This window comes from Paractinoplanes maris (assembly GCF_023544465.1).
GTDB classification, from domain to species: domain Bacteria; phylum Actinomycetota; class Actinomycetes; order Mycobacteriales; family Micromonosporaceae; genus Actinoplanes; species Actinoplanes maris.
Genome location: NZ_JALPVL010000004.1, coordinates 431,397 through 456,105, shown reverse-complemented (window position 1 = coordinate 456,105; position 24,709 = coordinate 431,397). Strand labels below are relative to the sequence as shown.

General features: G+C 71.9%; 24 protein-coding genes. 12 read left to right on the top strand and 12 right to left on the bottom strand.

Annotated elements, in window-relative coordinates:
• Positions 1-48 precede the first annotated feature (48 nt).
• Positions 49-261, top strand: coding sequence for a hypothetical protein (locus tag NAG42_RS14215; protein ID WP_250030702.1), 213 nt, complete (start codon positions 49-51; stop codon positions 259-261).
• A 59-nt stretch (positions 262-320) separates the two neighbouring features.
• On the opposite strand, the gene NAG42_RS14210 is transcribed toward NAG42_RS14215, so the two are convergent.
• Positions 321-572: a hypothetical protein gene (locus NAG42_RS14210; protein ID WP_250030701.1), complete on the bottom strand. Its 252-nt coding sequence runs from the start codon at positions 570-572 to the stop codon at positions 321-323.
• A 151-nt stretch (positions 573-723) separates the two neighbouring features.
• Here NAG42_RS14210 and NAG42_RS14205 point away from each other — a divergent pair, with 151 nt between their 5' ends.
• A complete protein-coding gene (locus tag NAG42_RS14205; RefSeq protein ID WP_250030700.1) occupies positions 724-1,164 on the top strand; it encodes a hypothetical protein in 441 nt (146 codons plus the stop codon).
• A complete protein-coding gene (locus NAG42_RS14200) occupies positions 1,161-1,466 on the top strand; it encodes a transcriptional regulator (protein ID WP_250030699.1) in 306 nt (101 codons plus the stop codon). The genes NAG42_RS14205 and NAG42_RS14200 overlap by 4 nt, the downstream gene beginning before the upstream one ends.
• On the opposite strand, the gene NAG42_RS14195 is transcribed toward NAG42_RS14200, so the two are convergent.
• Entirely contained in the window at positions 1,450-4,056 is a 2,607-nt protein-coding gene (locus tag NAG42_RS14195; RefSeq protein ID WP_250030698.1) for an MGH1-like glycoside hydrolase domain-containing protein, read from the bottom strand. The genes NAG42_RS14200 and NAG42_RS14195 overlap by 17 nt on opposite strands.
• Positions 4,057-4,208: 152 nt before the next feature.
• Positions 4,209-7,175: a sensor histidine kinase gene (locus NAG42_RS14190; protein ID WP_250030697.1), complete on the bottom strand. Its 2,967-nt coding sequence runs from the start codon at positions 7,173-7,175 to the stop codon at positions 4,209-4,211.
• A gap of 278 nt (positions 7,176-7,453) precedes the next feature.
• On the opposite strand from NAG42_RS14190, the gene NAG42_RS14185 reads away from it, so the two are divergent.
• Entirely contained in the window at positions 7,454-8,830 is a 1,377-nt protein-coding gene (locus tag NAG42_RS14185) for an FAD-dependent oxidoreductase (RefSeq protein ID WP_250030898.1), read from the top strand.
• Between the two features lie 18 nt (positions 8,831-8,848).
• On the opposite strand, the gene NAG42_RS14180 is transcribed toward NAG42_RS14185, so the two are convergent.
• Together NAG42_RS14180 and NAG42_RS14175 are read right to left on the bottom strand one after the other, a co-directional pair.
• Positions 8,849-9,679: a metal-dependent hydrolase gene (locus tag NAG42_RS14180; RefSeq protein ID WP_250030696.1), complete on the bottom strand. Its 831-nt coding sequence runs from the start codon at positions 9,677-9,679 to the stop codon at positions 8,849-8,851.
• Between the two features lie 69 nt (positions 9,680-9,748).
• Positions 9,749-10,252 (bottom strand): DUF1707 SHOCT-like domain-containing protein, encoded by a 504-nt coding sequence (locus NAG42_RS14175; RefSeq protein ID WP_250030695.1) that lies wholly within the window; start codon positions 10,250-10,252, stop codon positions 9,749-9,751.
• A gap of 214 nt (positions 10,253-10,466) precedes the next feature.
• On the opposite strand from NAG42_RS14175, the gene NAG42_RS14170 reads away from it, so the two are divergent.
• Both NAG42_RS14170 and NAG42_RS14165 read left to right on the top strand, forming a co-directional pair.
• Entirely contained in the window at positions 10,467-11,864 is a 1,398-nt protein-coding gene (locus tag NAG42_RS14170) for a sensor histidine kinase (protein WP_250030694.1), read from the top strand.
• The gene (locus NAG42_RS14165; RefSeq protein WP_250030693.1) at positions 11,861-12,535 is read left to right on the top strand and encodes a response regulator transcription factor; all 675 of its coding nucleotides are present in this window, start codon (positions 11,861-11,863) and stop codon (positions 12,533-12,535) included. Before NAG42_RS14170 ends, NAG42_RS14165 begins: the two co-directional genes overlap by 4 nt.
• Positions 12,536-12,598: 63 nt before the next feature.
• Here the strand turns inward: NAG42_RS14165 and NAG42_RS14160 are convergent, their stop codons facing one another.
• A complete protein-coding gene (locus NAG42_RS14160; RefSeq protein WP_250030692.1) occupies positions 12,599-12,838 on the bottom strand; it encodes a FitA-like ribbon-helix-helix domain-containing protein in 240 nt (79 codons plus the stop codon).
• A 108-nt stretch (positions 12,839-12,946) separates the two neighbouring features.
• The gene (locus NAG42_RS14155) at positions 12,947-15,589 is read right to left on the bottom strand and encodes an ATP-binding protein (protein ID WP_250030691.1); all 2,643 of its coding nucleotides are present in this window, start codon (positions 15,587-15,589) and stop codon (positions 12,947-12,949) included.
• 89 nt (positions 15,590-15,678) lie between these two features.
• Here NAG42_RS14155 and NAG42_RS14150 point away from each other — a divergent pair, with 89 nt between their 5' ends.
• The 4 genes from NAG42_RS14150 to NAG42_RS14135 all read left to right on the top strand — a co-directional run bounded on the left by NAG42_RS14150 (position 15,679) and on the right by NAG42_RS14135 (position 19,294).
• Positions 15,679-16,308: a hypothetical protein gene (locus tag NAG42_RS14150; protein ID WP_250030690.1), complete on the top strand. Its 630-nt coding sequence runs from the start codon at positions 15,679-15,681 to the stop codon at positions 16,306-16,308.
• A 51-nt stretch (positions 16,309-16,359) separates the two neighbouring features.
• On the top strand, positions 16,360-17,409 hold the full coding sequence (locus NAG42_RS14145) for a glycoside hydrolase family 43 protein (RefSeq protein ID WP_250030689.1): 1,050 nt from the start codon (positions 16,360-16,362) through the stop codon (positions 17,407-17,409).
• A gap of 105 nt (positions 17,410-17,514) precedes the next feature.
• Positions 17,515-18,963: a beta-1,3-glucanase family protein gene (locus NAG42_RS14140; protein ID WP_284045279.1), complete on the top strand. Its 1,449-nt coding sequence runs from the start codon at positions 17,515-17,517 to the stop codon at positions 18,961-18,963.
• Positions 18,964-19,108: 145 nt separating this feature from the next.
• Positions 19,109-19,294: a hypothetical protein gene (locus tag NAG42_RS14135; RefSeq protein ID WP_250030688.1), complete on the top strand. Its 186-nt coding sequence runs from the start codon at positions 19,109-19,111 to the stop codon at positions 19,292-19,294.
• A gap of 51 nt (positions 19,295-19,345) precedes the next feature.
• Here the strand turns inward: NAG42_RS14135 and NAG42_RS14130 are convergent, their stop codons facing one another.
• The 3 genes from NAG42_RS14130 to NAG42_RS14120 form a co-directional block, all read right to left on the bottom strand.
• The gene (locus NAG42_RS14130; protein WP_250030687.1) at positions 19,346-20,521 is read right to left on the bottom strand and encodes a serine hydrolase domain-containing protein; all 1,176 of its coding nucleotides are present in this window, start codon (positions 20,519-20,521) and stop codon (positions 19,346-19,348) included.
• A gap of 166 nt (positions 20,522-20,687) precedes the next feature.
• Positions 20,688-21,248: a hypothetical protein gene (locus NAG42_RS14125; RefSeq protein WP_250030686.1), complete on the bottom strand. Its 561-nt coding sequence runs from the start codon at positions 21,246-21,248 to the stop codon at positions 20,688-20,690.
• Positions 21,249-21,258: 10 nt separating this feature from the next.
• On the bottom strand, positions 21,259-22,392 hold the full coding sequence (locus NAG42_RS14120) for a zinc-dependent alcohol dehydrogenase (protein ID WP_250030685.1): 1,134 nt from the start codon (positions 22,390-22,392) through the stop codon (positions 21,259-21,261).
• Positions 22,393-22,570: 178 nt separating this feature from the next.
• Between NAG42_RS14120 and NAG42_RS14115 the strand changes: the two genes are divergently transcribed.
• Complete coding sequence (locus NAG42_RS14115; RefSeq protein WP_308201153.1) at positions 22,571-23,380, top strand: DUF4142 domain-containing protein; 810 nt, start codon at positions 22,571-22,573, stop codon at positions 23,378-23,380.
• A 29-nt stretch (positions 23,381-23,409) separates the two neighbouring features.
• Positions 23,410-23,952, top strand: coding sequence for a hypothetical protein (locus NAG42_RS14110; protein WP_250030684.1), 543 nt, complete (start codon positions 23,410-23,412; stop codon positions 23,950-23,952).
• 3 nt (positions 23,953-23,955) lie between these two features.
• On the opposite strand, the gene NAG42_RS14105 is transcribed toward NAG42_RS14110, so the two are convergent.
• Both NAG42_RS14105 and NAG42_RS14100 read right to left on the bottom strand, forming a co-directional pair.
• The gene (locus tag NAG42_RS14105) at positions 23,956-24,288 is read right to left on the bottom strand and encodes a gamma-glutamylcyclotransferase family protein (RefSeq protein ID WP_250030683.1); all 333 of its coding nucleotides are present in this window, start codon (positions 24,286-24,288) and stop codon (positions 23,956-23,958) included.
• Positions 24,288-24,701 (bottom strand): rhodanese-like domain-containing protein, encoded by a 414-nt coding sequence (locus NAG42_RS14100; RefSeq protein WP_250030682.1) that lies wholly within the window; start codon positions 24,699-24,701, stop codon positions 24,288-24,290. The genes NAG42_RS14105 and NAG42_RS14100 overlap by 1 nt, the downstream gene beginning before the upstream one ends.
• Between the last annotated feature and the right edge of the window lie 8 nt (positions 24,702-24,709).

Here is a 24,709-nt window from a genome sequence, read left to right as displayed (position 1 = left end):
CACCGGCTCCGAAGCTCGTTTGACAACAAAGCGCGGAGGGAGAGTCTCATGATTCTCGGCATCGCCGTCGGGGCCGCCCTGCTGGCCGGCTTCCTGACCGGCTTCGTGTGTTTCAAGAAGACCAACGAGTTCTGCGGCCGCTGCGGCGTGACCCGCGAGTGCCCGGTCTGCCCCACCGTTCCCGCGGCGGTCACGACCTCGCGGCGGACCGAGCCGCTGACCGGCGCGCGCATCCGCCTGTCGTTCCCGTCGCGGGTGTAGACAGCGAACTTCCCGCGCCCGGGAGGGTGGAATCCCCGGCGCGGGAAGCAGACTGCGGGTCAGCTCGCGGCGTTGACCACCAGCGTGCCCAGCAGGACGCCGAGCACACCACCGGCGACACCGGCCGCGGCGGCGTACCAGCCGAGCGGGCGGTCACCGAGGAACCCACCGACCAGGCCGAGCACCACCGCGGCCAGCCCGAAGACCACCGGGACGAAGAAGACCGCCACGGCGGCGAAAACGAACGCGATGATCGTGCACACGCGGGCACCGGTCATGCTGCCACTGCGGCGGGTCGTCACCTGAGTCATCGGATTCCCTTTCCCCGTAACGATTTACTGATGTCCTGTGTGTACCCCGGCGGCCGGCGCGAGAAACCCGCGGCCGACTGTTGCCGTCACGGAAAGAGTTCTGATAGTTTCCTCCATGGAAACAGTTGGACTTCTCTCCGGGAGGCAGCACATGGACATCGACGAGGCCTCGAACGCTCTGGCCGAGATCGAGAAGCGCCGGCAGGAGACGCTCGACCGGGGCGGCCCTCTGCACATCCCGGCCTGGTTCACCTATGGCGGCGCGGCTGCGCTGGCCCTCGCCTGGGCCGGCTCCGACGTGACCCGGCCGGCGTCGACGGTGATGACGGCCGCCGGCTTCGTGGCGGTCCTGTCGCTGGCCTGGGCACTGGAGCGCTCCACCGGCATCCGCCTGCGGATGTCGAGTCTCCGGTTGGCGCCGATCCTGCTCTTCGGGGTCGCGGTGGTCGGCACGGGGATCGTCATCGGCACGATTCTGCGCCTGCTCGACGTCCCCGTCGCCGGCACGATCAGCGGCCTGGCGGCCGGCGCGGTGTGGGTGGCGGCCATGGGGCGTACGCAGGCGGCGGCCACCCGGCGGCGGCCGGCATGAGCTCGCTGCATCCGCCGGGCTTCAACGAGCTGCTGCACGCGCCGGTGCGGCTGACCATCGTGTCGCTGCTCGCGCCGGCCGTCCACGTCGAGTTCGGCTATCTGCGCGAGGCCACCGGGCTCAGCGACTCGGCGCTCAGCAAGCAGATCGGCACGCTGCAGGAGGCCGGCTACGTCGAGTTGCACCGGAACGGCCGCCGCGCCACCGTGGCGCTCACCGCCGGGGGCCGGGAGGCTCTCCGGGCCCACGGGGCAGCCCTGCGGGCGCTGCTGGGCGAGAGCTTCGTCAGCGGCGCAGGGTGAGGATCAGGTCGACGACCAGGGCGGTCCAGCCGGTCTGGTGCCAGGCCCCGAGGCCGGCGCCGTTGTCGCCGTGGAAGTACTCGGGGAAGACGATCAGGTCCTTCCAGTCGGGGTGGGACTGCAGGATCTCGCTGGCGCCGTAGATGGGGCGCCGGCCGTCCGGGCCGGGCAGGAAGAGGGAGATCAGGCGGCGCGAGATGTCGTCGGCCACGTCGGCCAGCGGCATCTTGCGTTGCGAGCCGGTCGGGTACTCGGCCTTCATGTCGTCGCCGAAGAAGTCCGCGTACTCCCGCAGGGCCTCGATGAGCAGGTAGTTGACCGGCATCCAGACCGGGCCGCGCCAGTTCGAGTTGCCGCCGAACAGCCCGCTCGTGCTCTCGGCGGGCTCATAGCCGACCGTGAAGTCCGACCCGCCCAGCGAGACGGTGAACGGTTTCTCCAGGTGACTGCGGGACAAGGTCCGGATCCCGTACGCCGAGAGGAACTCCTCCGGGTCGAGCATGCGGGCCAGGATCCGCAGCAGCTGGTCCTGCCCGACCATGGCCAGCAGGCGCTGCTGGACACCCTGGGCCGACAGCCGGCGGGCGCTGATCACGTCGGCGTACTCCCCCTGCGACGCCTGCAGCCACCGCAGCCGGGCGTGAAGCTCGGGCAGCCGGTCGAGGGTCGTCTTGGTCAGCCGGGTGGTGGCGGCCAGCGGCAGCAGCCCGACGATCGAGCGCACCTTGAGCGGCAGCTTGTGCCCGTCGGGCAGGCGCAGCTGGTCGTAGAAGAAGCAGTCCTCGTCGTCCCACAGGCCCTGCCGGTAGGCCGCCTCGGCGATGTACGCGAAGTGCTCGAAGAACTTCGTCGCCATGTCCTCGTAGGTGCGGTCGTGCAGCGCGAGCCGGATCGCCATGTCGAGCAGGTTGAGCGCGTACATCGCCATCCAGCCCGTGCCGTCGGACTGCTCCAGCACACCGGCGACCGGCAGCGCCGCCGACCGGTCGAACGGGCCCACGTTGTCGAGCCCGAGGAAGCCGCCCTCGAACACGTTGTTGCCGCCCACGTCCTTGCGGTTGACCCACCAGGTGAAGTTGAGCAGCAGCTTGTGCATGACGCGGCCCAGGAAGTCGTGGTCGCGCCCGCCGTCGATCTCGAACACGCGCAGCGCCGCCCAGGCGTGCACCGGCGGATTCACGTCCCCGAAGGCCCACTCGTACGCGGGAATCTGACCGTTGGGGTGCATGTACCACTCGCGGAGCAGCAACAGCAGCTGGGACTTGGCGAAGGACGGGTCGACCCGGGCGATCGAGACACAGTGGAACGCCAGATCCCAGGCGGCGTACCAGGGGTACTCCCACGGGTCGGGCATCGAGATGACGTCGAAGCTGTTCATGTGCCACCAGGCGTTGTTGCGCCCGTAGCGCCGGCCCGGGGGCGGCGGGGCCGAGCCGGGGTCGCCGGTGAGCCACTGCTTCACGTCGAAGTGGTAGAACTGCTTGCCCCACATCAGCCCGGCGATGCCCTGGCGGGCCACGGTGGCCTCCTCGGGCGAGGCCCCGGCCGGGATCACCTCGGCGAAGTAGTCGTCGGCCTCGGCTTTGCGGCCGCGCATGACGTACGCCCAGTCGTCGCCCAGGTCGAGGCCGTCGATCGGGTCGTCGTCCTGGGTCAGGCGCAGCCGGATGGTCCGGCTCTCCCCCGGCCCGAGCGTGAGCACGTAATGCAGCGCGCCCTTGGTGCCCACCCCGGCCGGGTTGACCGTCGGTGCCCCCGCGACGACGTGGTCGTTGATCCCGTCCTTGGGGAACAAGCTCTTGCCGGGCTGGCCCCACAGCCGCTGCGCGTTGGTCTCGTTGTCGCACAGCAGCGCGGCGGCCTCGCCCTCCCCTTCGAGCACCAGGTGGCCGAGCGTGCGGTGGGCGCCGGCGAGGCGGCCCGGGCGCCCGGTCAGGCTGGGCACGGGACGGTTGGGCAGGCCCCACGACCAGGTGTTGCGGAACCAGAGCGTCGGCAGCACGTGCAGGGTGGCCTCGTCGGGGCCGCGGTTGGCGACGGTGACGGCGACGCACAGGTCGCGGGGGGAGGCCTTGGCGTAGTCGACGGTCACCACCCAGAAGCGGTCGTCGTCGAAGACCCCGGTGTCGACCAGTTCGTACTCGGCCTCGGCGCGGGAGCGCTGCCCGTTGACGCGCACCAGTTCGTCGTACGGGAAAGGGTCTTGCGGATAGTGGTAGCGCCAGCTCATCCACGAGTGGGTGGGCGTGGAGTCCTGATACCACCAGTACTCCTTGGCGTCCTCGCCGTGGTTGCCGCCGTCGCCGCCGAGGCCGAACATGCGCTCCTTGAGGATCGGGTCCTGCCCGTTCCACAGGGCGAGCGCGAAGCAGAACGTCTGCCGCTCGTCACAGACCCCGGCCATGCCGTCGTCGTTCCACCGGTAGGCCCGGGAGCGCGCATGGTCGTGCGGGAAGTAGTCCCAGGCGGTGCCGTGCTCGCTGTAGTCCTCGCGAACCGTGCCCCACGCCCGCTCAGCCAGGTAGGGCCCCCAGGCCCGCCACGGCTGCTCGCCCGAGTCGGCCTGCGCCAGCCGTAAGCGCTCCGCCACGCCCTGCCTCACCCCCGTCAGCCGTCGACCACCATCAGCGTGCCACTGCCGTGTGTCACATGTGTTGACACAGCCGATTGTGCACGACAACAGGGGGTCAGCCGACGTCAGTACAGCGTGCCCGGACGATCACCCCAAACGGGCACGAACGACTACCGCTGACGCTCGTCGAAGGTGAGCTCCGACGCCGGCAGGGACAGCGCGAACTCCGTACCGCCGCCGGCCGCCGGCCGGGCCGTGAGCGAGCCACCGTGGGCGTCGATGATCGCCTTGGTGACGGCCAGGCCCAGACCCGTGCCCTTGATGCCGGCCTTCTGGGCGTTGCTGGCCCGGAAGAAGCGGCTGAACAGGTGCGGGTACTGCTCGGCGGGGATGCCGATGCCGTTGTCGCTGATCGTGATCACCACGGCGTCACCGTCGTGCTCGGCGGTCACCGACACCGTGCCGCCCTCGGGCGTGTACTTGACGGCGTTGGAGATCAGGTTGTCCAGGGCCTGGCGCAGGCGCTGGGCGTCGGCCAGCACGTCGAGCTCGGGTTTGATCGCCGCGTTCAGGGTCAGCTTCTTGGCGGCGGCGCTGAGGTGGTGGCTGTAGAGCACGTCGCGCAGCACGGTGTCGGCCGCCATCGGGGACGGGTCGATGCTGATGTGGCCGGCGTCCAGCCGGGCCAGGTCGAGCAGGTCGTCCACCAGCCCCTGCAGGTGCCGGGTGGTCCGCTCGACGACGGTGGCGTGCTTGCGCTCGGCGCCGGCCAGCACCGGGCTCTCGAGCAGGACCTCGGTGTACGCCTTGATGACGCCCACCGGGTTGCGGAGTTCGTGGATGACGACAGCGGACAGCTCGTCCTTCATCCGGTCGAGCTCGCGCAGCTTCTCGACCTGCTCACGCTCCTGGTCGAGCAGGCGCTCGCGCTGCTCGGAGAGCTCGTGGCGCTCGGTCACGTCGGTCGAGAGGCCGTCGACCAGGAACCGCTCACCCTCGAAGCGCGCGGCGGCGCGGGTCCAGATCCAGCGGACCACACCGTCCAGACCAACGACCCGGCACTCCATCTCGGCGTGCTCACCGTCGAGCAGCTTCCGGTTGAACTCGGCCAGGATCTCCAGGTCGTCCCGATGAGTCTGGTCGGCCAGGATGACCGGTTCCGAGATCGTGACCGGGCCGCCGAAGACCGCCGCGCCGTTCGGGCTGGCGTAGACCAGCCGCGGCTCGCCGCCGCCGGCCACCTCGACGGTCCAGACGTAGTCGTTGACCTGCGCGACGATCCGGTCGAAGTTGCGCCGGGCGTCGGCCAGGGCCAGCGACATGTCCTCGGCCCAGCGGCGCTCGACGAAGCGGCCCAGGTGAGCGGCGGCCGCGTCGAGCATCTGCACGGTGTCGGAGTCGAACGGCAGATCCTGGTCGGTGTAGAAGGCGAGCACGCCCAGGGTCCGCCGGCCGGAGCGCACCGGCACGCCGACCGCCACCCGCATGCCGACCTCGTGCAGCGTCGCGCGCCCCTGGTCGACCATGTCGGTCGGCATCTCGCTGGTGTCCCACCACACCTCACCGTTGCGGGCCCAGACCAGCCCGGGCAGGCCCTCACCCATCACGAAGGTGAGCGCGTCGTCGCCGGTGAAGGCGGACAGGTCCCGGTCCCCGGTGGTGTGCGAGCTGTGCCGCACGATCGACTTGCGGTCCTCGGTGACCTGCCAGTACTCCCCGCACAGCCAGCCGAGCGACTTGGTGATGGCGGCGACCGCCTCGATGCCGGCGTCCTTGGCGTTGGTGGCCTCGGAGAGGACCTGCGCCACCGCGTGCCGGGCGCGGCGCAGCTCCTCGGCCCGGTGCGCCTCGGTGATGTCGTGGAAGGCCACGACGGCGCCGAGCCGGCGGTGGTCGCCGGTCTCGATCGGCCGGCCGTTGGTGACGAACCGGCGCCACGAGTCCGGCGTCTTGACCAGCATCTGCCGGCCCTCGACGATCTCACCGGCGTGGGCCCGGGTCAGCGGCATGTCCGTCACCAGCGTGCGGCCGTCCGGCTCGTACACCGGGAAGGCGGCCAGCCAGTCGTCGACCGGCGTGTCGGGCGTGGTCTCCCGGCCGGTGAGAGTCCGGGCGGCCCGGTTGAGCAGGGTCATCCGGCCGTCGACGTCGCAGGCCGCGATGCCGACGTCGACGCTGTCGAGCACGGCCTCGAGGAAGGCGTGCTCCTCGTCGAGCTTCTTGCGGTGCTGCTCCATCTCGTTGGTGGCGACGAGACGCCCGGTGATGTCGTGCACGAACGCGTGGCAGACCGGGCCACCGGGCTCGGCCACGACCTGCAGCGTCATCTCGGCCGGGAACTCGCGGCCGGTGCTGGTCAGCGCGGCGATCCGCAGGTGCTGCCCGGAGAGCTGGGAGTCGCCGGTGGCCCGGACCCGCGTCAGGCCGGCCAGGTGGTCGGCCCGGAAGCGCTCGGGGATGATCAGGTCGGCGACGTTGCGGCCCACCGCGTAGGCGACCGGATATCCGAACATCCGCTCGGCGGCGCCGTTCCAGGCGAGCACCTCGCCGGTCAGGTCGGTCGAGATGTACGCGTCGTGGGTCGCGCCCAGCACCGCGCTCAGCCGGGCCGACGAGATCTCCTGCTCGGCCCGGGCCAGCCGCAGCGCCACCTCGGACTCGGCCGACTCGGCCAGGTCGCGCAGCACGGCCAGGTCGTCGCGGCTCCACTGGCGCGGCACCGAGTCGGCCACACAGAACGACCCGAGCACGTAGCCGTCGGGCGAGCGCAGCGGCACGCCGGCGTAGGCGATCGCGCTGTAGTCGCCGATCGCCGGACTGTCGTGCAGGCGGGCGTCGAGCCGGGCGTCGGGCACGACCAGCGCGGCCTGGTCCTCGACGACGTACTTGCAGTACGAGTGGGACAGCGGGGTCTGCCGGGTCTCGGCGAGCTCACCGGTCAGGCCGTACGCGCTCGCGAAGCGCTGCCGGTCCTCGTCGACCAGCGACACGAGGGCGGTGGGCGCTTCGAGCATGCGGGCGGCCAGCTTGGTCAGCCGGTCGAGCGCGTGCACGTCCTGGGATTCGAGCAGGCCGGTGGCCCGCAGCGCCCGCAGGCGCCCGGAGCTCGGCGGCGACGTACCCGGTGAGTTCAGCACGGAGCTTGGTATCGGTACCGCCGTCGCCTACTTGAGGCAAGCCGGCCGGGACTGGACGGGGCACTGCCCGGGCCGATAGCTTGCAGCTGACCGTGACCGGCCCGAGGAGGTGAGACCCATGACCGCTGTATCGATGTGGGTGCTCCCCCTGCCGTCACGGCCGGGCGATTGACATAGGTGTCGCCGGGAGCGCCTCCCCCACCGGGCACTCCCGAAAGGCACCACCTGTGCACTCTGTTGTCGACGTGATCATTGCCGGATGCGGACCGGCCGGCGCGATGCTGGCCGCCGAGCTCCGGCTCCACGACGTCCGGGTCCTCGTCCTGGAGAAAGACACCGAACCCACGTCCGCCGTCCGCATCGTCGGTCTGCACATCCGCAGTCTCGAGCTGATGGCGATGCGCGGGCTGCTGGACCCCCTGCTCGTGAAGGGACGGCGTCGTCCGGCCGGCGCCTACTTCGCCGCCATCGACAAGCCCGCGCCCGCGGGCCTGGATCCGGCCTACGCCTTCCTGCTGGGCATCCCGCAACCAGTGGTCGTCCGTCTGCTCGAGGACCACGCGACAGCGCTCGGCGCGGAGATCCGGCGCGGGTGCCCGGTGACCGGCCTAGACCAGGACGAGGACGGCGTGACCGTCCGGACGGCCGACGGCGAAACGCTGCGCGCCCGCTATCTCGTCGGCTGTGACGGCGCGCGCAGCACGGTACGCAAACTCGCCGGCATCAGTTTCGACGGCGAGCCCGCGCGCACAGAGACGCTGATGGGCGAGGTGGAGGCGAGCGCGCCGCCGGCCGAGATCGCGGCCACCGTGGCCGAGATCCGCCGGACCGATCAGCGGCTTGTCGTCGGACCCGCGGGCGCCGGCGTCTATCGGGTCATCGTCCCGGCCGCGGAAGTCAGCGACCGGGCCGAGCCACCCACCCTGGAAGAGTTCCGGCGCCAGTTGCGGGCCCTCGCCGGAACCGACTTCGGCGTGCACTCCGCGCGCTGGCTGTCCCGCTTCGGCGACGCCACCCGCCTGGCCGGCCAGTACCGGGCCGGGCGGGTGCTGCTGGCCGGCGACGCAGCCCACATCCACCCGCCCATCGGCGGGCAGGGCCTCAACCTGGGCCTGCAGGACGCCGTCAACCTCGGCTGGAAACTGGCCGGGCGGATCCGCGGCTGGGCGCCGGACCGGCTGCTCGACACCTATCAGGCCGAGCGCCGCCCGGTGGCCGAGGACGTACTGGACAACACCCGCGCGCAGACGGAGCTGCTGTCGCCCGGGCCGGGCCCCCGGGCCGTCCGCCGGCTGCTCACCGAGCTGATGGACTTCGACGAGGTCAACCACCACCTGCTCGAGAAGATCACCGCGATCGGTGTCCGCTACGACTTCGGACCGGGCCCCGACCTGCTCGGCCGCCGCCAGCCCGACCTCGACCTGCGACCGGGCCGCCTCTACGGCCTGCTGCACCGCGGCCGGGGTCTCCTGCTGGACCGCACCGCCCGGCTGACCACCGGCGGCCGCCCGGACCGGGTCGACCACCTGGCCGACCCCACCGCACCCTTGGACGCTCCGGCCGTCCTGCTCCGGCCCGACGGCCACGTCGCCTGGATCGGCGACGACCAGGCGGACCTGGACGACCACCTCGCCCGCTGGTTCGGCTCCGTCTGACGCCGGCCGCGGGGGCTGTCAGCGGCCCCCGCGGCCGGCCCAGGCCTCGGGCGCGATCTGCTGGAGCAGACCCGGCGCGTAGATGCCGGCGATGGCCAGCAGCGAGATGATGATGAAAGCGCTTCGCAGCACGACCGTCTCGACCTTGCCGCCGACCTTGACCGCCATGCCGTTGGGCACGCCGACCATCCGCCACAGCCGGCGCCCGGTGGGTATCGGCCACAGGATCGGCACGCCGGCCGAGGTGATGATGTCGCCCAGCAGGTGCACGAAGCAGCCGACCGCGACCGCGAACCCCAGCATCGGGTAGCCCCGGTCGCCCGGCAGGTTGGCCACGGTGAAGAAGGCGATCACGGCCGAGCAGATCGTGACGATGACCCAGCCCGCCCGCTGGGCCCACTGGTCGAACAGTCCCCGCAGGGCCAGACCGGCCATGAAGAACACGATGCCGATGACCGCCCACTTGCCGTAGTGCCCGGCCAGCCACGTCGTGCCCCAGCCGACCAGCGCCGCGAACGGCAGGGTGTGGGTGAACGTGCGGTGCCCGTTGGTGCGCCGCGGGTCGCGGCTGAGCCGGGTCGCCGTATAGATGCCCAGCGAGACCTTCTCGATCACCTCGGCCACGAAGAGGGAGAACACCCCGAACGTCCGGGCGACGGTCGCGCCGCCCTGGTTGCGGGTCACCTTGCCGGACAGGTCCAGGTCGGGCAGCAGCGCGCCGCCGGCACACACCAGGGTGCCGACGGCGACGGCCAGGGGCGACTGCTCGTACCCGGCGAAATGGTCCAGGGCCCAGGTGCCGGCCAACCAGGCGGTCGCCCCCGAAAGAGCGTGCGACGGACCCATCATGCGAGTGTTGCCCTCCCCGAGCTGAACAGCGCTGAAACTAAGTCAACCTGTCAGAGCGGGGCCGGTTGATCAACAACCTCGATGTCCACTGTGGAAACGCGGGTGACCGCCCCAGCCGGGGGCGTTCCACGGCGCGACACCGTGACCGAGGCTGTACTCGGCCTGCCAGCGGCGGTACCGCGCGTGCTTGAAGAAGCCGATGACCAGGAAGGTCAGCGGAATGGCGGGCCAGAAGAACTGCGCCCCCGAGATGATCCACAAACCGGTCAGGATCATCGCGATCGAGACGATGATCCCGGCGTGCCGGCGCAGGCCCCGGCGTGTCGCGTCCCGGGCCTCGGGAGTGTTGGCGAGGGCACTCAGGCCTCCGCCGGGCAGGTCGGCGGTGAGCGGGCCGAGCTCGTCGCGGAACTTCGAGGCGTACGCCCGGGCCAGCCGCTCCTCGCCCTCGGTCAGGTCGAGCCGGCCCTCGGTCATCGCGGCCCGCAGGATCTCGGCGACCTGCTCACGCTCCTTGTCGGAGGTCCGCATCCGCTTGGTGGCGGTGGACCAGGTCGAGTCATCGGGTTGCATCGCATCCTCCTCGGTCGTGTTCCCAGCATCGGCTTTCGCCCGGCGCGGGGCGTCGGCCCGGCGGAGCATCTTCCGGGCGGCCTCCGGGAGGGTTCCGGCCCTCCGGCGTACGACCGGGGGCGCACGACCTCGACCCGGAGTACTACGCCGGGAGTACCGGAAACCCACCCGTGCACCGATGCCCACCGGCCCCGCGTGCCGTAGCTTCGGCAGCGTGAGACACACGCACGGGCCGCCGATGCCGCCCTGGGCGCGGGACAACCGCACCGGGCGGTTCCCCGGGCCGGCGTCGATCCCCGGGCACCCCCGCGGGCCGGGCGCCGGCGCGGCGATCGGTGCCGGGCTGTTCCAGGCGCTGGGGGCCAAGCAGCAGGCCGGCCAGGGGCACCTCCTCGTCACCATGCGGCCCGCGCTCTACCTGTTGCTGCTGGTCGGGCCGGTCGCGCTGCTCCTGCGCCGGCGCTACCCGGTCGCGGTGTTCGTGCTCGCCGCGGCCACCTCGCTCGGCTTCGCGACGGTCGCCCAGCCGCACTGGTTCTGGGCGGTCGCGCCGATCGTCGCGCTGTTCAACCTGGCCTGCCGCGGGCGGCGCACCGCCGCGCTGATCAGCGCCGGGGCGGCCTATGCGGTCTATCTGCTGGTGTTCTGGATCTTCCCCGGTCAGCTCGGGCTCCCGGCCGGCACCCGCCCCGGGCTGCGTGAGGTGCTGCTGCTCGGTCTCGCGCTGGGCGCCACGATCTTCCTGGGCGGTGCCGCCAAGATCCGCGCCGAGCAGATGGCCCAGACGATGAAGGTGCGGGCCGAGCGCGAGCGGGCCGAGCAGGAGCAGCAGCGTCGTCAGGCGTCCGAGGAGAGGCTGCGCATCGCCCGCGAGCTGCACGACGTGATCGGCCACCACCTGTCGCTGATCAACGTGCAGGCCGGCGTGGGCCTGCACCTGATGGACAGCCGCCCCGAGCAGGCCCGCGAGGCCCTCTCGGCGATCAAGACGGCCAGTTCGGAGGCGTTGCGGGAGGTGCGTTCGGTGCTGGGCGCGCTGCGCACCGAGGACGAGGCGGCGCCGAGACAGCCGGCGCTGGGCCTGAGCCGCCTGGACGATCTGACCGCCGACGCCGGCCTGCCGGTCGCCACCAAGGTGACCGGCGAGGTGCGCGCGCTGCCGGCCGAGGTCGACCGGGCGGCCTACCGCATCGTGCAGGAGGCGCTGACCAACGTCCGCCGTCACGCCGGTCAGGGCGCGACCGCCGCCGTCTCGGTCGACTACCTGCCCACCGCCCTGCACCTGGCGATCCGCAACGACACGGCGAACGCGCCGGCCCCGGCCGAGGGCGGCCCGCCCGGCACGGGCATCGCGGGGATGCGCGCCCGGGCCCAGAGCCTGGGCGGCACGCTCGAGGCGGGCCCGGTGCCCGACGGCTTCCTGGTCTCGGTCCTGCTACCGACCGGCGACGAGCCACCCCCGGCCCGGGATGAGCATGCGGCAGCCCGGGACGAGCATGCGGCAGCCCGGGACGAGCGCGCGGCGGCCGGGGAAGCACGCGCCGCGGCCGGAGATGGACGGGCGGCGGCGACCTCCGCCGAGTGCGCGCGGAGCGAAGGAGCGACGGAGTGATCTCGATAGTGCTGGCGGACGACCAGCTTCTCGTCCGCGCCGGTTTCCGGGCGCTGCTCAACGCCGAGCCCGACATCGAGGTGGTGGGCGAGGCCGCCGACGGCCTGGAGGCGGTGGCCCAGGCTCAGAAGACCAAGCCCGACGTCGTCCTCATGGACATCCGCATGCCCGGCGTCGACGGGCTCGAGGCCACCCGCCGGATAGCCGCCGACCCGTCCCTCACCGGCACCCGCGTGGTCATCCTGACGACGTTCGAGCTCGACGAGTACGTCTTCGAGGCGCTGCGGCTGGGCGCCTCCGGCTTCCTGGTCAAGGACACCGAGCCGGTCGAGCTGATCCGCGGCGTCCGAGCCGTGGCCGCCGGCGACGGTCTGCTCTCACCCGGCGTGACCCGCCGCGTGATCGGCGAGTTCGCCGGCGGCACCCACGGCCGCTCCGCCGCCACCCCACCGGCCACCCTCGACCACCTGACCGACCGCGAACGCGAGGTCCTGGTCCTGGTGGCCGAGGGCCTCTCCAACGACGAGATAGCCGCCCGCCTGGTGATCAGCCCGGCCACCGCCAAGACCCACGTCAGCCGCACGATGATCAAGCTAGGCGCCCGCGACCGGGCCCAACTGGTCGTCTACGCCTACGAGGCAGGCCTGATCCGCCCCGGCTGGCTGGCCTGACCGCCCTCCGCGCGGGCCTCGGCCGGCTCGGCGCACCTGAGCTCCGCCCCGGCATCGAGGACATCAACACCCGGCGCGGCCGGGCGCCCGCACCGCGGCCGGCAGATCGAGCTCGACTCCGCCGAGCTGAGTGAACCGGTCGGCGAGAGCAGTGAACAGATCGGTGTCCGGCACGTAGCCATCGACCGCCGCAGTCAGAATGCTACGGATCTCAGCCTCCAACGACCTGCCGTGCCGCTCGGCACGAAGGCGAAGCTTCTCGTGCACCGAGTCGTCCAGATCACTGATGCCCAGCATCTCCATACTCACCCGCCGCCGTCCGCTCTTGATGACAGCAAGACTGGCGCCGTGACAAGGTCGGCCTCTGGAGACGACGACGATGTGCGTACCGCTCGGAGGCTACGGGGCCGGTCAGACGGTCAGTTGCTGGACGGCTGCTTCCAGCGAGGTGGCCGACGCCGTACGAAAGGCTTGGGCCACGCCGTCGGGGGTGAGGGCGTTGCGGGCGCGGTGTTCGGCGTCCTCGCGGTCGGCGATCTCGTCGGGGGTGAAGATCGGGGAGCCCAGGTCGGCGCGCTCGCGGTCGGCCACGGCCAGCAGGGTCAGGCCGGGCAGCGGGTCACCGGCGAGGATCGACAGCTGGGCCAGGCCCTCCAGCGCGTCGAGCTGGCCCTCGGCTATGCCCAGGTCGGCGTAGATGCGCAGGGCTCGGCGCATGTAGTCGCCGGACTCGCCGAGGCGGCCGCGGCGGCGGGTCACGATGCCCAGGTTGGTCAGGGCGGCCGCCTCCCCACGCTGCTCGCCGACCTCGCGGAAGCGGGCCAGCGCCCGCTCGAACAACGGCTCCGCCTCGTCCAGGCGGTCCTGGCAGCGCAGGGTGCCGGCGGTGTTGTTCAGGGTGGCGGCGATCGCTCGCACGGCGCCCGCCTTCTCGGCCAGCGCGAGTCCCTCGTACCCGAAAGCCAGCGAAGCCTCGTAGTCGTGCTGGGCCTGGGCCGTGATCGACAGGTTGTTGAGCGCGGCGATCGCGCCGGGGCCGTCGGCGAGCTCGCGGAACACCGCCAGCGCCTGCTCACCCAGCTCGCGGGCCGCGGGCAGGTCGCCGGAGTTACGGGCGAGTGAGGCAGCCGCCCGTAACGCCTGACCCCGCAACGGTGTCGGGTCGGCCGGCACGGCTTCGAGCGCGCGGCCCAGCCACGACCGGCCCTCGGCCATCCGGCCGGTCACCCACCAGTACCACCACATGCCGGCCGCGATGCGCAGGCCCTGCTCGGCCTGGCCGTGCTCGAGCGACCAGGTCAGGGCGGCCTGGATGTTGTCGTAGTCGTCGGCCGTGGTGGCCAGCCAGCGGGTGTGGGCCGGGCCGTCGGTGGGCGGCGCGACGGCCAGCTGTCCGACCCGCAGGGCCACGTGCCGCTCGCGGGCCGGGTCGTCCTCGGCCAGGCGGTCCAGCGCGTACTCGCGCAGCGTCTCGATCAGGGCGTACCGGCCGTGGCGTCGCTCCACCATGGAACGCTCGACCAGCCTGGTCAGCGGGTTCAGGGCGTCGGCGCCCGCGACGGCGGAGGCGGCGGCCAGGTCGAAGCTGCCGGCGAAGACCCCCAGCCGGACGAGCAGCTGCTGCTGGCCGGCGTCGAGCAGGTCGAAGCCCCAGTCGATCGCCGCCCGCATGGTCTGGTGCCGGGGCACCGGCGAGGTGCCGACCAGCAGCTCGAGCCGGCGGTCGAGCCGGACCATGATCTCGGACAGGGCGAGGGCCCGCAGCCGGGCCGCGGCGAGCTCGATCGCCAGCGGCAGGCCGTCGAGCCGGCGGCACAGCTCGGCCACGACCGGTGCCTCGCCGGGTTGCAACCCGGCCCCGCCGCGGGCGGCGGTGACCCGGTCGGTGAACAGCCGCACCGCGTCCGGCGTGCCCAGGCCCTCCAGCGAGAACACCACCTCGCCGGCCAGGCCGAGCGGCTCCCGGCTGGTGGCGACGACCCGGATGCCGGGCACGGCCGGCAGCAGGTCGTGGACGAACCGGGCGGCGGCGGCGCGGACGTGCTCGCAGTTGTCCAGCACCAGCAGGGTCCGGCCGGCCAGGTGCCGGGCCAGCACGTCGAGCACCGGCACACCCTGCTCCTCGCGGGCGCCGGTGGCGGCGGCGACGCGTTCGGCCAGCAGCTCGGTGGTCAGACCGGCCAGCTCGACGATGTGCACGGTCTCGTACTCGGACGTGATCTCGCGGGCCAGCTCGACCGACAGCCGGGTCTTGCCGCAGCCACCGGGCCCGGTGACGGTGAGCAGCCGGGCCCCGCCGAGCAGGTCGATCACCCGGTCGAGCTCGGCCCGCCGGCCGATGAACCGGTTGCGGGACCCGGGCAGTCCGGGCGCCGGCCGGTCGAGGGTCGGGTCGCCGCGCCGGATCGCCTCGGCCAGGGCGGTCGGCGCGGGGCGGGGCGTCGTCCCGTAGTCGGCCAGGGCCAGCACGGTCCGCTCGTAGAGCTCGAGGGCGGCACCGGCCCGTCCGGCCCGGTACAGCGCCAGCATGAGCCGCTCGACCAGGGGCTCGGCGACCGGCTCGGCGGCCACCCAGCCGCTCAGCTCGGCCACCACCGGGCGGGCCGCGGCCAGTTCCCGGTCGGCCCACCGCAGCCGCGCGGCCAGCAGCGCCTCGGTCAGCCGGGCCGATGCCGCCGCCACGATCGGACCGCTGCCACCGCCCTCGAAGGCGGGCCCGCGCCAGAGTGCGAGCGCCTCGTCCAGCGCGTCGCCGGCCACCCGGGCGGTGAACTCGTCCGCGTCCGAGGGCGCGCGCAGCCGGTAGCCGCCCGGCGTCGTCTCCAGCACGGCGCCGACGATCTTGCGCAGCCCGGAGACGTGCACCTGCAGGGCGCCGGCCGCCGTGGGCGGGACCTCGCCCGGCCACAGCTCGGCGATCAGCCGCTCGGCCGAGACCGGGTGCCCGGCCGCCGCGATCAGCACGGCGAGCAGGGCCCGCATGCGGGGCGGCAGCGGCACGGCGGCGCCGTCGCCGTCGAGCGCCCGGACCGGGCCGAGGACCTCGAAGCGCATGCGTCTCCGCTTCTTAAGCGTTCCTTCAGTGCCGGCCCTCAGGCTAGCGGCGCTGATCAATGAGCTCATCGGGCAAGGGACGGAAAGAAATGACCAGGGGTAGGAAGCGGGTGGCGGCGCTCGCGCTGGCCGGTCTCATGGCCACAGCCGGCTGCGGCAGCACCGAGGCGTCCGGCGAGTCCGGCGACACGGGCATGACGGTGGGTGATCTGCACACCGAGGTCAGTGTGGAGGTGACCGGGGCGGTCGCGCTGAAGGGCACCAGCTTCGCGCCGATGGCGACGAACAACGGCGTCGACTACGAGTCCTGCGAGCAGTACGGCGGTGGGGAGTCCGACGACGAGGGCCGCAAGTATTTCGTCCTGCCGCAGATGCTGACCGAGCCGGTCGCCGGCCGGCGGGTCTTCGTGGGCGCGATGGTCGAGGACTACCTGGGGGCGGGCACGTACGGCCGGGGCACGCTGACCGACACGGGCAGCCCGCCCGGGATCAGCTTCGACGGCACCCTCTACTTCACCCAGAGCAACACCACCAGCGAGGTGACCACCGACGGCAGGGGCGGCGGGTCGTGGACCTTCACCGAGCTGTCCGTCCAGAACGACGACGGCACCACGGGTGGCGGCGGCCCCGGCGGTCTCCGGGCGGATCACGTGGTCCTGTCAGGAGTAAGCGTTGCCCGTTGGCGCCGACTCGCGCGTTCACAGTTGACAACGTTGTAACAAGAAATGGACTCTCGGGACATCCCCATCCCCTCATCCCCGGGAATCCCCATGAGAAATCGCTATCTGGCCGTGGCGGCCGCGCTCGTGCTGGCCGCCACGCTCGCCACCGCCACCCGTGCCGAGGCCGGGCAGACCCCTTTGCGGGCGGCCGATCCGAGCGTGTTGCGCGTTGGCGGCACGTACATCTCGGTCCAGTCGACCGGCGCGGGCATCGCCGTGCGGCAGGCCTCGTCGACCGACGGGCTCGCCGCGGCGCCCGCCCGTCAGGTCTGGAGCGACACCCGCAACCTGGGCGAGGTGTGGGCGCCCGAGATCACCACCGACGCCGGGCGTTACTACATCTACTTCTCGGCCGGCCGTGGCTCCGCCCATCGGATGTACGTGATCAGCTCGGCCGCCGCCGCGAGCGGTTACACCGCCGAGACGCGGATGGCGCTGCCGGACGACCGGTGGGCCATCGACGGTGCGATGTTCGTCTTCAACGGGCAGCGCTTCTTCGTCTGGTCGGGCTGGGCCGGCACCACCAACGTCGAGCAGAACCTCTATCTGGCCCGGATGAGCAGCCCGACCACGACCACCGGCGCGCGGTACGTGATCTCGCAGCCCCGGGAGAGCTGGGAACGGGTGGTCGGCAACCCGTTCATCAACGAGGGACCCGAGCCGATCCGCGACCCCAACGGGCAGCTGCACATCGTCTACTCGGCCAACGGCAGCTGGAGCGACCAGTACTGCCTGGCCGACCTCCGGCTGCGGGCGGGCGGCGACCCCACGTACGTCTGGGACTGGTACAAGTCGAACGGCTGCCAGTTCGGCTCGAACCGGGCCACCATGATGGCCGGCTGGGATCCGACGCTGTCCGCCAACGGGCCCGGTCACCACACGTTCGTACTGCTCAACGGCGACATCGCCACGAGCCCGCCGGCCGGTCCGCGGTTCCCGATGATGTATCACGCGGTTCCGAAGGGCACGCCGTACGCCTGGGAGAACCGCTACTGGTACACCGGCACCTTCGCCTGGTGGGGCAACAGCACCTACACCAGGGCGAACGTGCCCGGCGCGACGTCCAGCACGGGGTTCGGGCTCAAGTTCTTCGAGTGAGCGTTCGGGCACCGTTCGATCGGTTCCATTGACAACTGTTAACTTTCCAAAACATTCTGCGAGAGCGCTCTCATCCCCCGGAGCCAGCAGAGTCAAGGAGCCGACTTGCGTAAACGAACCGCATGGCTGAGCGCGGTGGCGGCCCTGGCCGTCGCCGTGCCCGTCGCCGCGGTGGCGATGCCCGCCTCGGCGGCGTCACCCGCCATCCTCCCCGTCACCGTCACCAACAACACCGGCCGCGGCGACGCGGTCCACCTCTACGTCATCGGCGTCATGAACGGCCGCTGGGGCTCGGTGAACAGCGGCGGCACGTTCACGCCGTGGCCCGCCGGCGGCCTTCCGCCGACCCCGGCCCCGGACGTGTCGATGCCCGGCCCGGGCAACGGCGGCAGCACGACGATCCGCATCCCCAAGGGCTTGTCCGGCCGCGTCTACCTGGCGATGCGCGACAAGATCAAGTTCTTCATCACCCCGGACGGCTTCGTGCAGCCCGCGCCCTGGGCGCCCGGCGACCCCAACTTCAACACCCTCTTCGACACCAGCGAGTTCACCTTCAACGACTCCGGGCTGTGGCTGAACAGCTCGCAGGTCGACTTCTTCGGCATCCCGCACGCGGTCACCGTCACCAACGGCGCCGGGCAGACCAAGCGCACCGGCGACGTGGTCAACGACGGCCGCAACAAGGTCATCAACGCGATCAAGGCGCAGCCGGGCTGGGAGCGGTCGGTCATCACCCGCTCCGACGGCACGGTGCTGCGGGTGCTCGCGCCGGGCAAGGCCACCGACGCCGGCCTCTTCCCGGCCAACTACCTCGACGCGTACATCACCTCGGCCTTCGCCTCGTACACCAACCGGACCCTGACCGTGCAGCCGCGGCAGGCCGAGCCCAACCGCAAGTTCTTCGGGCGCACCGTGGGTAACACCCTGCGGTTCACCGACAGCTCGGGCGCCGAGGTGGCGACGGTCGACAAGCCCAGCACGGCCAACGTCTGGGGTTGCGACGGCGTCTTCAACGCACCCAACGTGGCGCCGTTCATCCAGAGCGAGGTCCGGCGCACCATCTGCACGGCGCTCGTGCGGGGCACGCTCGGCACGTCGACGGTCGAGCCCGTGTACGACGCGAACGCCTTCTACAAGAACGCCGCACCCAACCACTACTCACGGATCATCCACGCCAACATGGCCGACGGTAAGGCCTACGGCTTCGCGTACGACGATGTCGGCGGCTTCGAGTCGCTGGTCAACGACGGCGACCCGCAGCGGGCGGGCATCATCATGAGCCCGTTCGGCGCCGGTGGGAACCCGCCCACCCAGCCGCCGGCGACCACCCCGCCGACCACCGCACCGCCGACCACCCGCCCGCCGGCGACGACCCCGCCGACGACCCCGCCCACGACGCAGCCGCCGGCCGGCACCACCTGGGCCGCCGGCACCCCGTACGCCGTGGGTCAGGTCGTGACCTACAACGGGGTCCGATACCAGTGCCGGCAGGCGCACACCTCGCTGCCGGGCTGGGAACCGCCGAACGTCCTGGCGCTCTGGCTGCCCCTCTGAGATCCACCCGCACCACTCTCGTGACGACGGGCCGTCCGGTCCGTCGTCACGACGTGGGGACACGCCGGGCATCACCGTTTCGGTTGATGCATTCGGTCGCTCGACGGCGCATCATTGGCGGTCCGTAGATCGAGAAAGTGTGCCCATGTTCAAGACCGCCGACACCGACGCCCGTCTCACCCTCGCGAACGAGATCGCCGCGCTCCTGCGCGCCGAGTACGTCGCCAGCGGAGACCGCGCCTACCTGCGAGCCGCCACCATTGCCCTGAGCAAGGCGCGGCCCGCGGGCACTCCCCACTCCGACGAATTGTCGGCGGTCTTCTCCTCCTGACAAGCGCTCGCCCGGTGCCCAGCCTCGCGGCGGGCACCGGGCGGGCGCCGGTCAGCAGATGACGTCGTTCACCAGCCGGATGATCCGGTTGTCCACGGCCGCCGAGCGGGCCTCGTCGGCCAGCCCGGTGGTCCGGTAGAGCACCACGGCCCGGTCACCCGGGCCGGTGACGCCGTTGAAGGTGCTCGTGCCCACGACGTCACCGGGGTGACCCCAGAAGCCGCCGCACGCGTTCGGCACCCAGAAGATCCCGAGCCCGTACCGGATGCCCGGCAGCAGATCCTGCATGCCGTCGGCGAGCACGGTCCGGTGCATCTGGGCGGCCTGCGCCGGCCGCAGCAATTCGCCGCGCTGCACCGCGCGCCAGAACCGGGTCAGGTCGGCGGTCGTGCTCACCATGCCCCCGGCCGCGCCGGCCGCGGTCGGGTTGAACTCGGTGACGTCGACCAGCGGGGCGCCCGGGGCGAACTGCTGATAAGCCCGGGCGTACGGGCGCGGCAGGGTGCGCCGGTCCCCCGGGTACGACGTGTCGTGCAACCCGAGCGGGCGCAGGATCCGCGAGCGCACCTCGGACCCCCAGGACCGGCCGGTGACCCGCTCGATGATCATGCCGGCCAGGATGTAGTTGGTGTTCGAATACTCCCAGCGCGCGCCGGGCGCGAAGCTGGGCTCGTGCTTCATCGCCAGGGCGACCAGGTCGGCCGGCTCGTAGTGATCGAACCGGTGCGCCTGATAGGCCTCGGCCGAGCCCAGCGCGGCCAGCTCGTTCGTGTAGTTGTGCAGGCCGCTGGTGTGCTGGAGCAGCTGCCGGACGGTGATCCGGCGCCCGTCGTTGCCGTTGCCCGACACCACGCCGGGCAGCCACCGCCCGACCCTGTCGTCCAGCGACAGCTTCCCCTCGCCGGCCAGCTGGAGCACCACGACCGAGACGAACGTCTTGGTGTTGCTGCCGATCCGGAACCGGCCGTCGGCCGGCATCGGCCGCCCGGTCCCGCGATCCGCCACGCCGCTGCGGGCCACCAGCTGCCGGTGGCCCTGCGAGACCTCCGCCTGCACGCCGGTCATGCCCAGATCCCGCAGATCGTCGACCGCGGTCTGCAACTCCGCCCGGGGCGGGCCGGCCGCCACGGCCGGGACGGCGCCGATCGCCGGCACGGCCAGGACGGCCGCGGTGACGACCGCGCCGGCCCGCATCGCCGTGCGGCGGTGCCGAAAGCTCGCTTCCATGTCGATCCCCCTGTTTCCACATCGGAACGAGGTCTCAACCTATGAATTCGCGGCTCCGGCGGACATCCGGCTGACCCCACACTTCGCGGTGGTGCTAGCACCATGGCGCGCAGCACTGTGCGCCGGTGCCCGCCCCGGGGCACCGGCGCACAGTCGGATCGGACGATCAGCCGCGGACGCGACGGACCACGGCGTACACGAGACCGGCGCCCAGCACCCACGGAGCCGCCACGATGATCGGGTCGAGCGGGTGGTGGACTTTGTCGGAGCGGCGGCCCCGGCGCGACGACAGCCCGTGCCGCCGCCCCTCGCTGAGGACACCGGTCTCGGTGATCGGGTTGTCCGGGCGGCGGGACACGAACGAGCGCAGCGTGCTCTCCACCGCGTCGACCCGGTCCGAGGCGAGCAGCAGCAGCCAGTGCGCGGCGCGGCCCTCGCTGTACTTGGCGTACGAGTAGCGGCGGATCCGGCCGGAGAGTCCCTTCGGCGGGCAGGACGTGCCGAAGACCGGGGTCAGGAAGGCATGCTCGATCGACCGCTCGCGCGGCCACCGCTCGGGCTGACGCTCGGGGAACTCCCAGTGCGCACCGCCGAACGTCGGGTCGAACTGCTCCCGTGGCACCGACGGGCGGTCCTTCGGGTCCAGGTCGGCACCCCAGCCGGGGATGCGGGCGCGCAGCTGCTCGCTGTTCTCGGCGAGTTTGGGCTTGTCGGGTGTATAGGCCATGGCTTCCCCCTCAGGACGGGATGATGAGCGGCTTGATGCAGCCGTCGAGCTTGGCCGAGAACATGTGGTAGCCCTCGGCGATGTGCTCGAGCGGGATCCGGTGGGTCACCATGTCGCGCGGCTTGAGATAGCCGTTGCGGACGTGCTCCAACAACCGCGGCCACTGCCGCTTCACCGGGCACTGGTTCATCCGCAGCGTCAGCCCCTTGTTCATCGCGTCGCCGAACTTGACCGCGCTGAACATCGGGCCGTACGCGCCCATGACCGAGATCGTGCCGCCCTTGCGCACCGAGTCGATCGCCCAGTTGAGCGCGATCGGCGAGCCGCCCTGCAGCTTGAACTTGGCCGCGGTGACGTGCTGCACCAGGTTGCCGTCGGCCTCGGCGCCGACCGCGTCGATGGCCACGTCGGCGCCCAGGTGCTCGGTCAGCTTCTTCAGGTGGACGACGATGTCGTCGTACTCGGTGAAGTTGATCGTCTCGGCGTGGGCGAAGGTCCGGGCCTTCTCGAGGCGGTAGTCCAGGTGGTCGATGACGATCACCCGGCCCGCCCCCATCAGCCACGACGACGCGGCGGCGGCGAGCCCGACCGGTCCCGCGCCGAAGACGACCACGACATCGCCCTCCTTGATGTCGCCGAGCTGGGCGCCGAAGTAGCCGGTGGCCATCGCGTCGGTGAGCAGGACCGCGTCCTCCTCGTCCAGCCAGTCGGGGAGCAGACTGGGGCCGACGTCGGCGAACGGCACCCGGACGTACTCGGCCTGGCCGCCGTCGTAGCCGCCGCACGTGTGCGAGTAGCCGTAGATGCCGCCGACCGCAGTGGCGTTGGGGTTGACGTTGTGGCAGTTCGAGTACAGCCCGCGGGCACAGAAGAAGCAGGTGCCGCAGAAGATGTTGAACGGGACCATGACCCGGTCGCCGACCTTGAGGTTCCGCACCGAGCCGCCCACCTCGTCGACCACACCGACGAACTCGTGGCCGAAGGTCATGCCGACCCGGGTGTCCGGCATCATCCCGTGATAGAGGTGCAGGTCGGAACCGCAGATGGCCGCCCGGGTGACCCGCACGATCGCGTCGTTGGGATGCTCGATCGACGGCCGGTCCTTCTCCTCGACCCGCACCCGATACGGGCCCCGATAAGTCATGGCTCGCACCTGGACCTCCTGATCAGTCGTGATTCAGCGGAGTCGGGCTACCCGCCCGGTTCGCGAGCAAACGGGTCCGCCCGGCGGCATCCGGTGGGTCCCCTTTGATCCGCTGCGGGCTCCGGTCCGTATCACCGCCCGCAGGGGGCCCGCTGTCAGTGCATTGGAGGAGGTTGACGTGTCCGCCGTCGATCGCATGTCCCGCCGGAGGCGGCTGGCCCTGATGGCGTCCGCCGTCATCGCCGCCGTACTGCTCGAGCCGGGCACGGCTCGGGCCGAGCCGGGCGTGCCGCTGCCACCGAACGGGCTGATCAAGGACACCGGCTCGGGCGACGTCGCCGCCGCCGACCGGGATTTCGCGGTCAAGGTGCGCCTGGCCGGGCTGTGGGAGATCCCGGCCGGCGAGATGGCCCAGAAGCAGTCGGACGACCCGCGGATCAGGGCCATCGGCAAGGACATCGCCGCCCAGCACGTCGTGCTGGACCGGATGGTCCGCGAGGCGGCGCGGAAGCTGACCATCAAGCTGCCCGACAAGCCCAATCAGGACCAGCAGGGCTGGCTGGCCGAGATGCGCGACGCGCAGGGCGAGGATTTCGACCAGATCTACATCGACCGGCTGCGGGCCGCGCACGGCAAGATCTTCCCGGCCATCGCGACGATCCGGACCAGCACCCGCAACGACACGATCCGCAAGCTGGCCCAGCGGGCCAACCAGTTCGTCATGACCCACCTGACGCTGCTGGAGAGCAGCAACCTGGTCGACTACGAGGCCCTGCCGACCGCCCCGCCGCCGGCCGTCGCCACCCAGGGCGGGGGTGGTGGGGGCCCGGCGCTGTCCGCCGCCGCGCAGAGCGCGCCCGCCTCGACGATCAACCTGCCGCTGGTCGGTGGCCTGCTGGCGGTGATCGTCGGCCTGGCCTTCTTCGTGGGCCGCAGCGTGCTCGGCGACCCCCGCCGCCGGCGCCGGCGCTATCGATCCCGGTATTGACGACGGGCCGTCCTGGGTATTGGGCGGCCATGACTACCGGCTCCGGCTCGTCCAGGACCCGCGACAGCGAATCAGCCCAGCGCCTTCGCCTCGCGGTCACCGTCGTGATCGTGCTCAGCGTGATCGGCATCGCGGGCGGCCTCCTGTTCTCGCGAGGTGAAGGCCTGTCGGCCGGGGACGTCGGCCTGCTGCTGGTGCCGGCCACGGTGGGCCTGCTGATCGTGGCGTTGGTGTTCCGGCCGCGCGCGGGACGGGGCCGGCCGCCGGTCAGTGTCGAGCCGGGCGTTCAGGACGCGGTGGTGCGGGCGCTCGACAACGGCGGCACGACGGATCCCCGCATCGACGCGCTGGCTCGGCAGAACGCCGAGTGGGAAACCGGCCGGGGCTGGTTCATCGGGCTCACCGGCGCCGGCGCGGCGCTGCAGGCGGGCGCCGCCGTCTTCCGCGCCGTGGTGGACGACAACTGGTTCCAGGTCGGGCTTTCCGTCCTGCTCGCCGTCTGCTTCGGCCTGACCTGCTGGACGGCGGTCAAGGGCCGCCGGCGTGCGCTGCGCTATCTGGCGGGCGGCTGAGGGTCACTGCGCGACGTAGACCCAGGCCGTGCCGCCGGCGGCCAGGGGTGCCTCGACGCGCTGGTAGTCGTCGACCTCGTAGTCGTCGGCCCGCCGCAGCTCGTCGTCGGTGAGCTCGAGGACCGAGCCGTCGACGGTGTCGTCCGGGGAGCCGGTGGCGACCAGGATCGGATGGTGCGTCTCGCCGCTGAGCGCCACCACCTCGGCGTCGGCGATCTGCAGCATCTCGAGGCGGTAGCCCACGATGCGGTCGTCGCGGCCGGTGAGCGTACGCCCGAAATTGGCTCTCTGCACGGCCGGGTCGCGCAGGGTTCCGTACGAGAAGAGCAGCGGCATCAGAAACGCACGTCCTCGGGGTCGGTGGTGGTCGGCAGGCCGGCCGCCAGCCACGCCTCGACGCCGCCGGCCAGGTCGGTCGCGTTGCGCAGGCCGACCGCGCGCAGGCTGGCGGCGGCCAGGCTGGAACTGTAGCCCTGCCGGCACACCACGATGATCACCCGGTCGGCGCCGGTGGCCTCGGGGATGCGGTGCGGCGAGGCCGGGTCGAGCCGCCACTCCAGCACCGTGCGGTCGATCACGATGGAGCCCGGCAGCCGGCCCTGGGTTTGGCGCTGCACATCGGTGCGGGTGTCGATGAGCAGCGCGCCGGCCGCGACGGCCGCCCGCGTCTCGTGCGGGTCGAGCCGTCGCATGCCGTCGCGAGCCCGGGCCAGGAGGGCGTCGACGCCCTGGAGATCGACGGTGGTCATCCGACGAT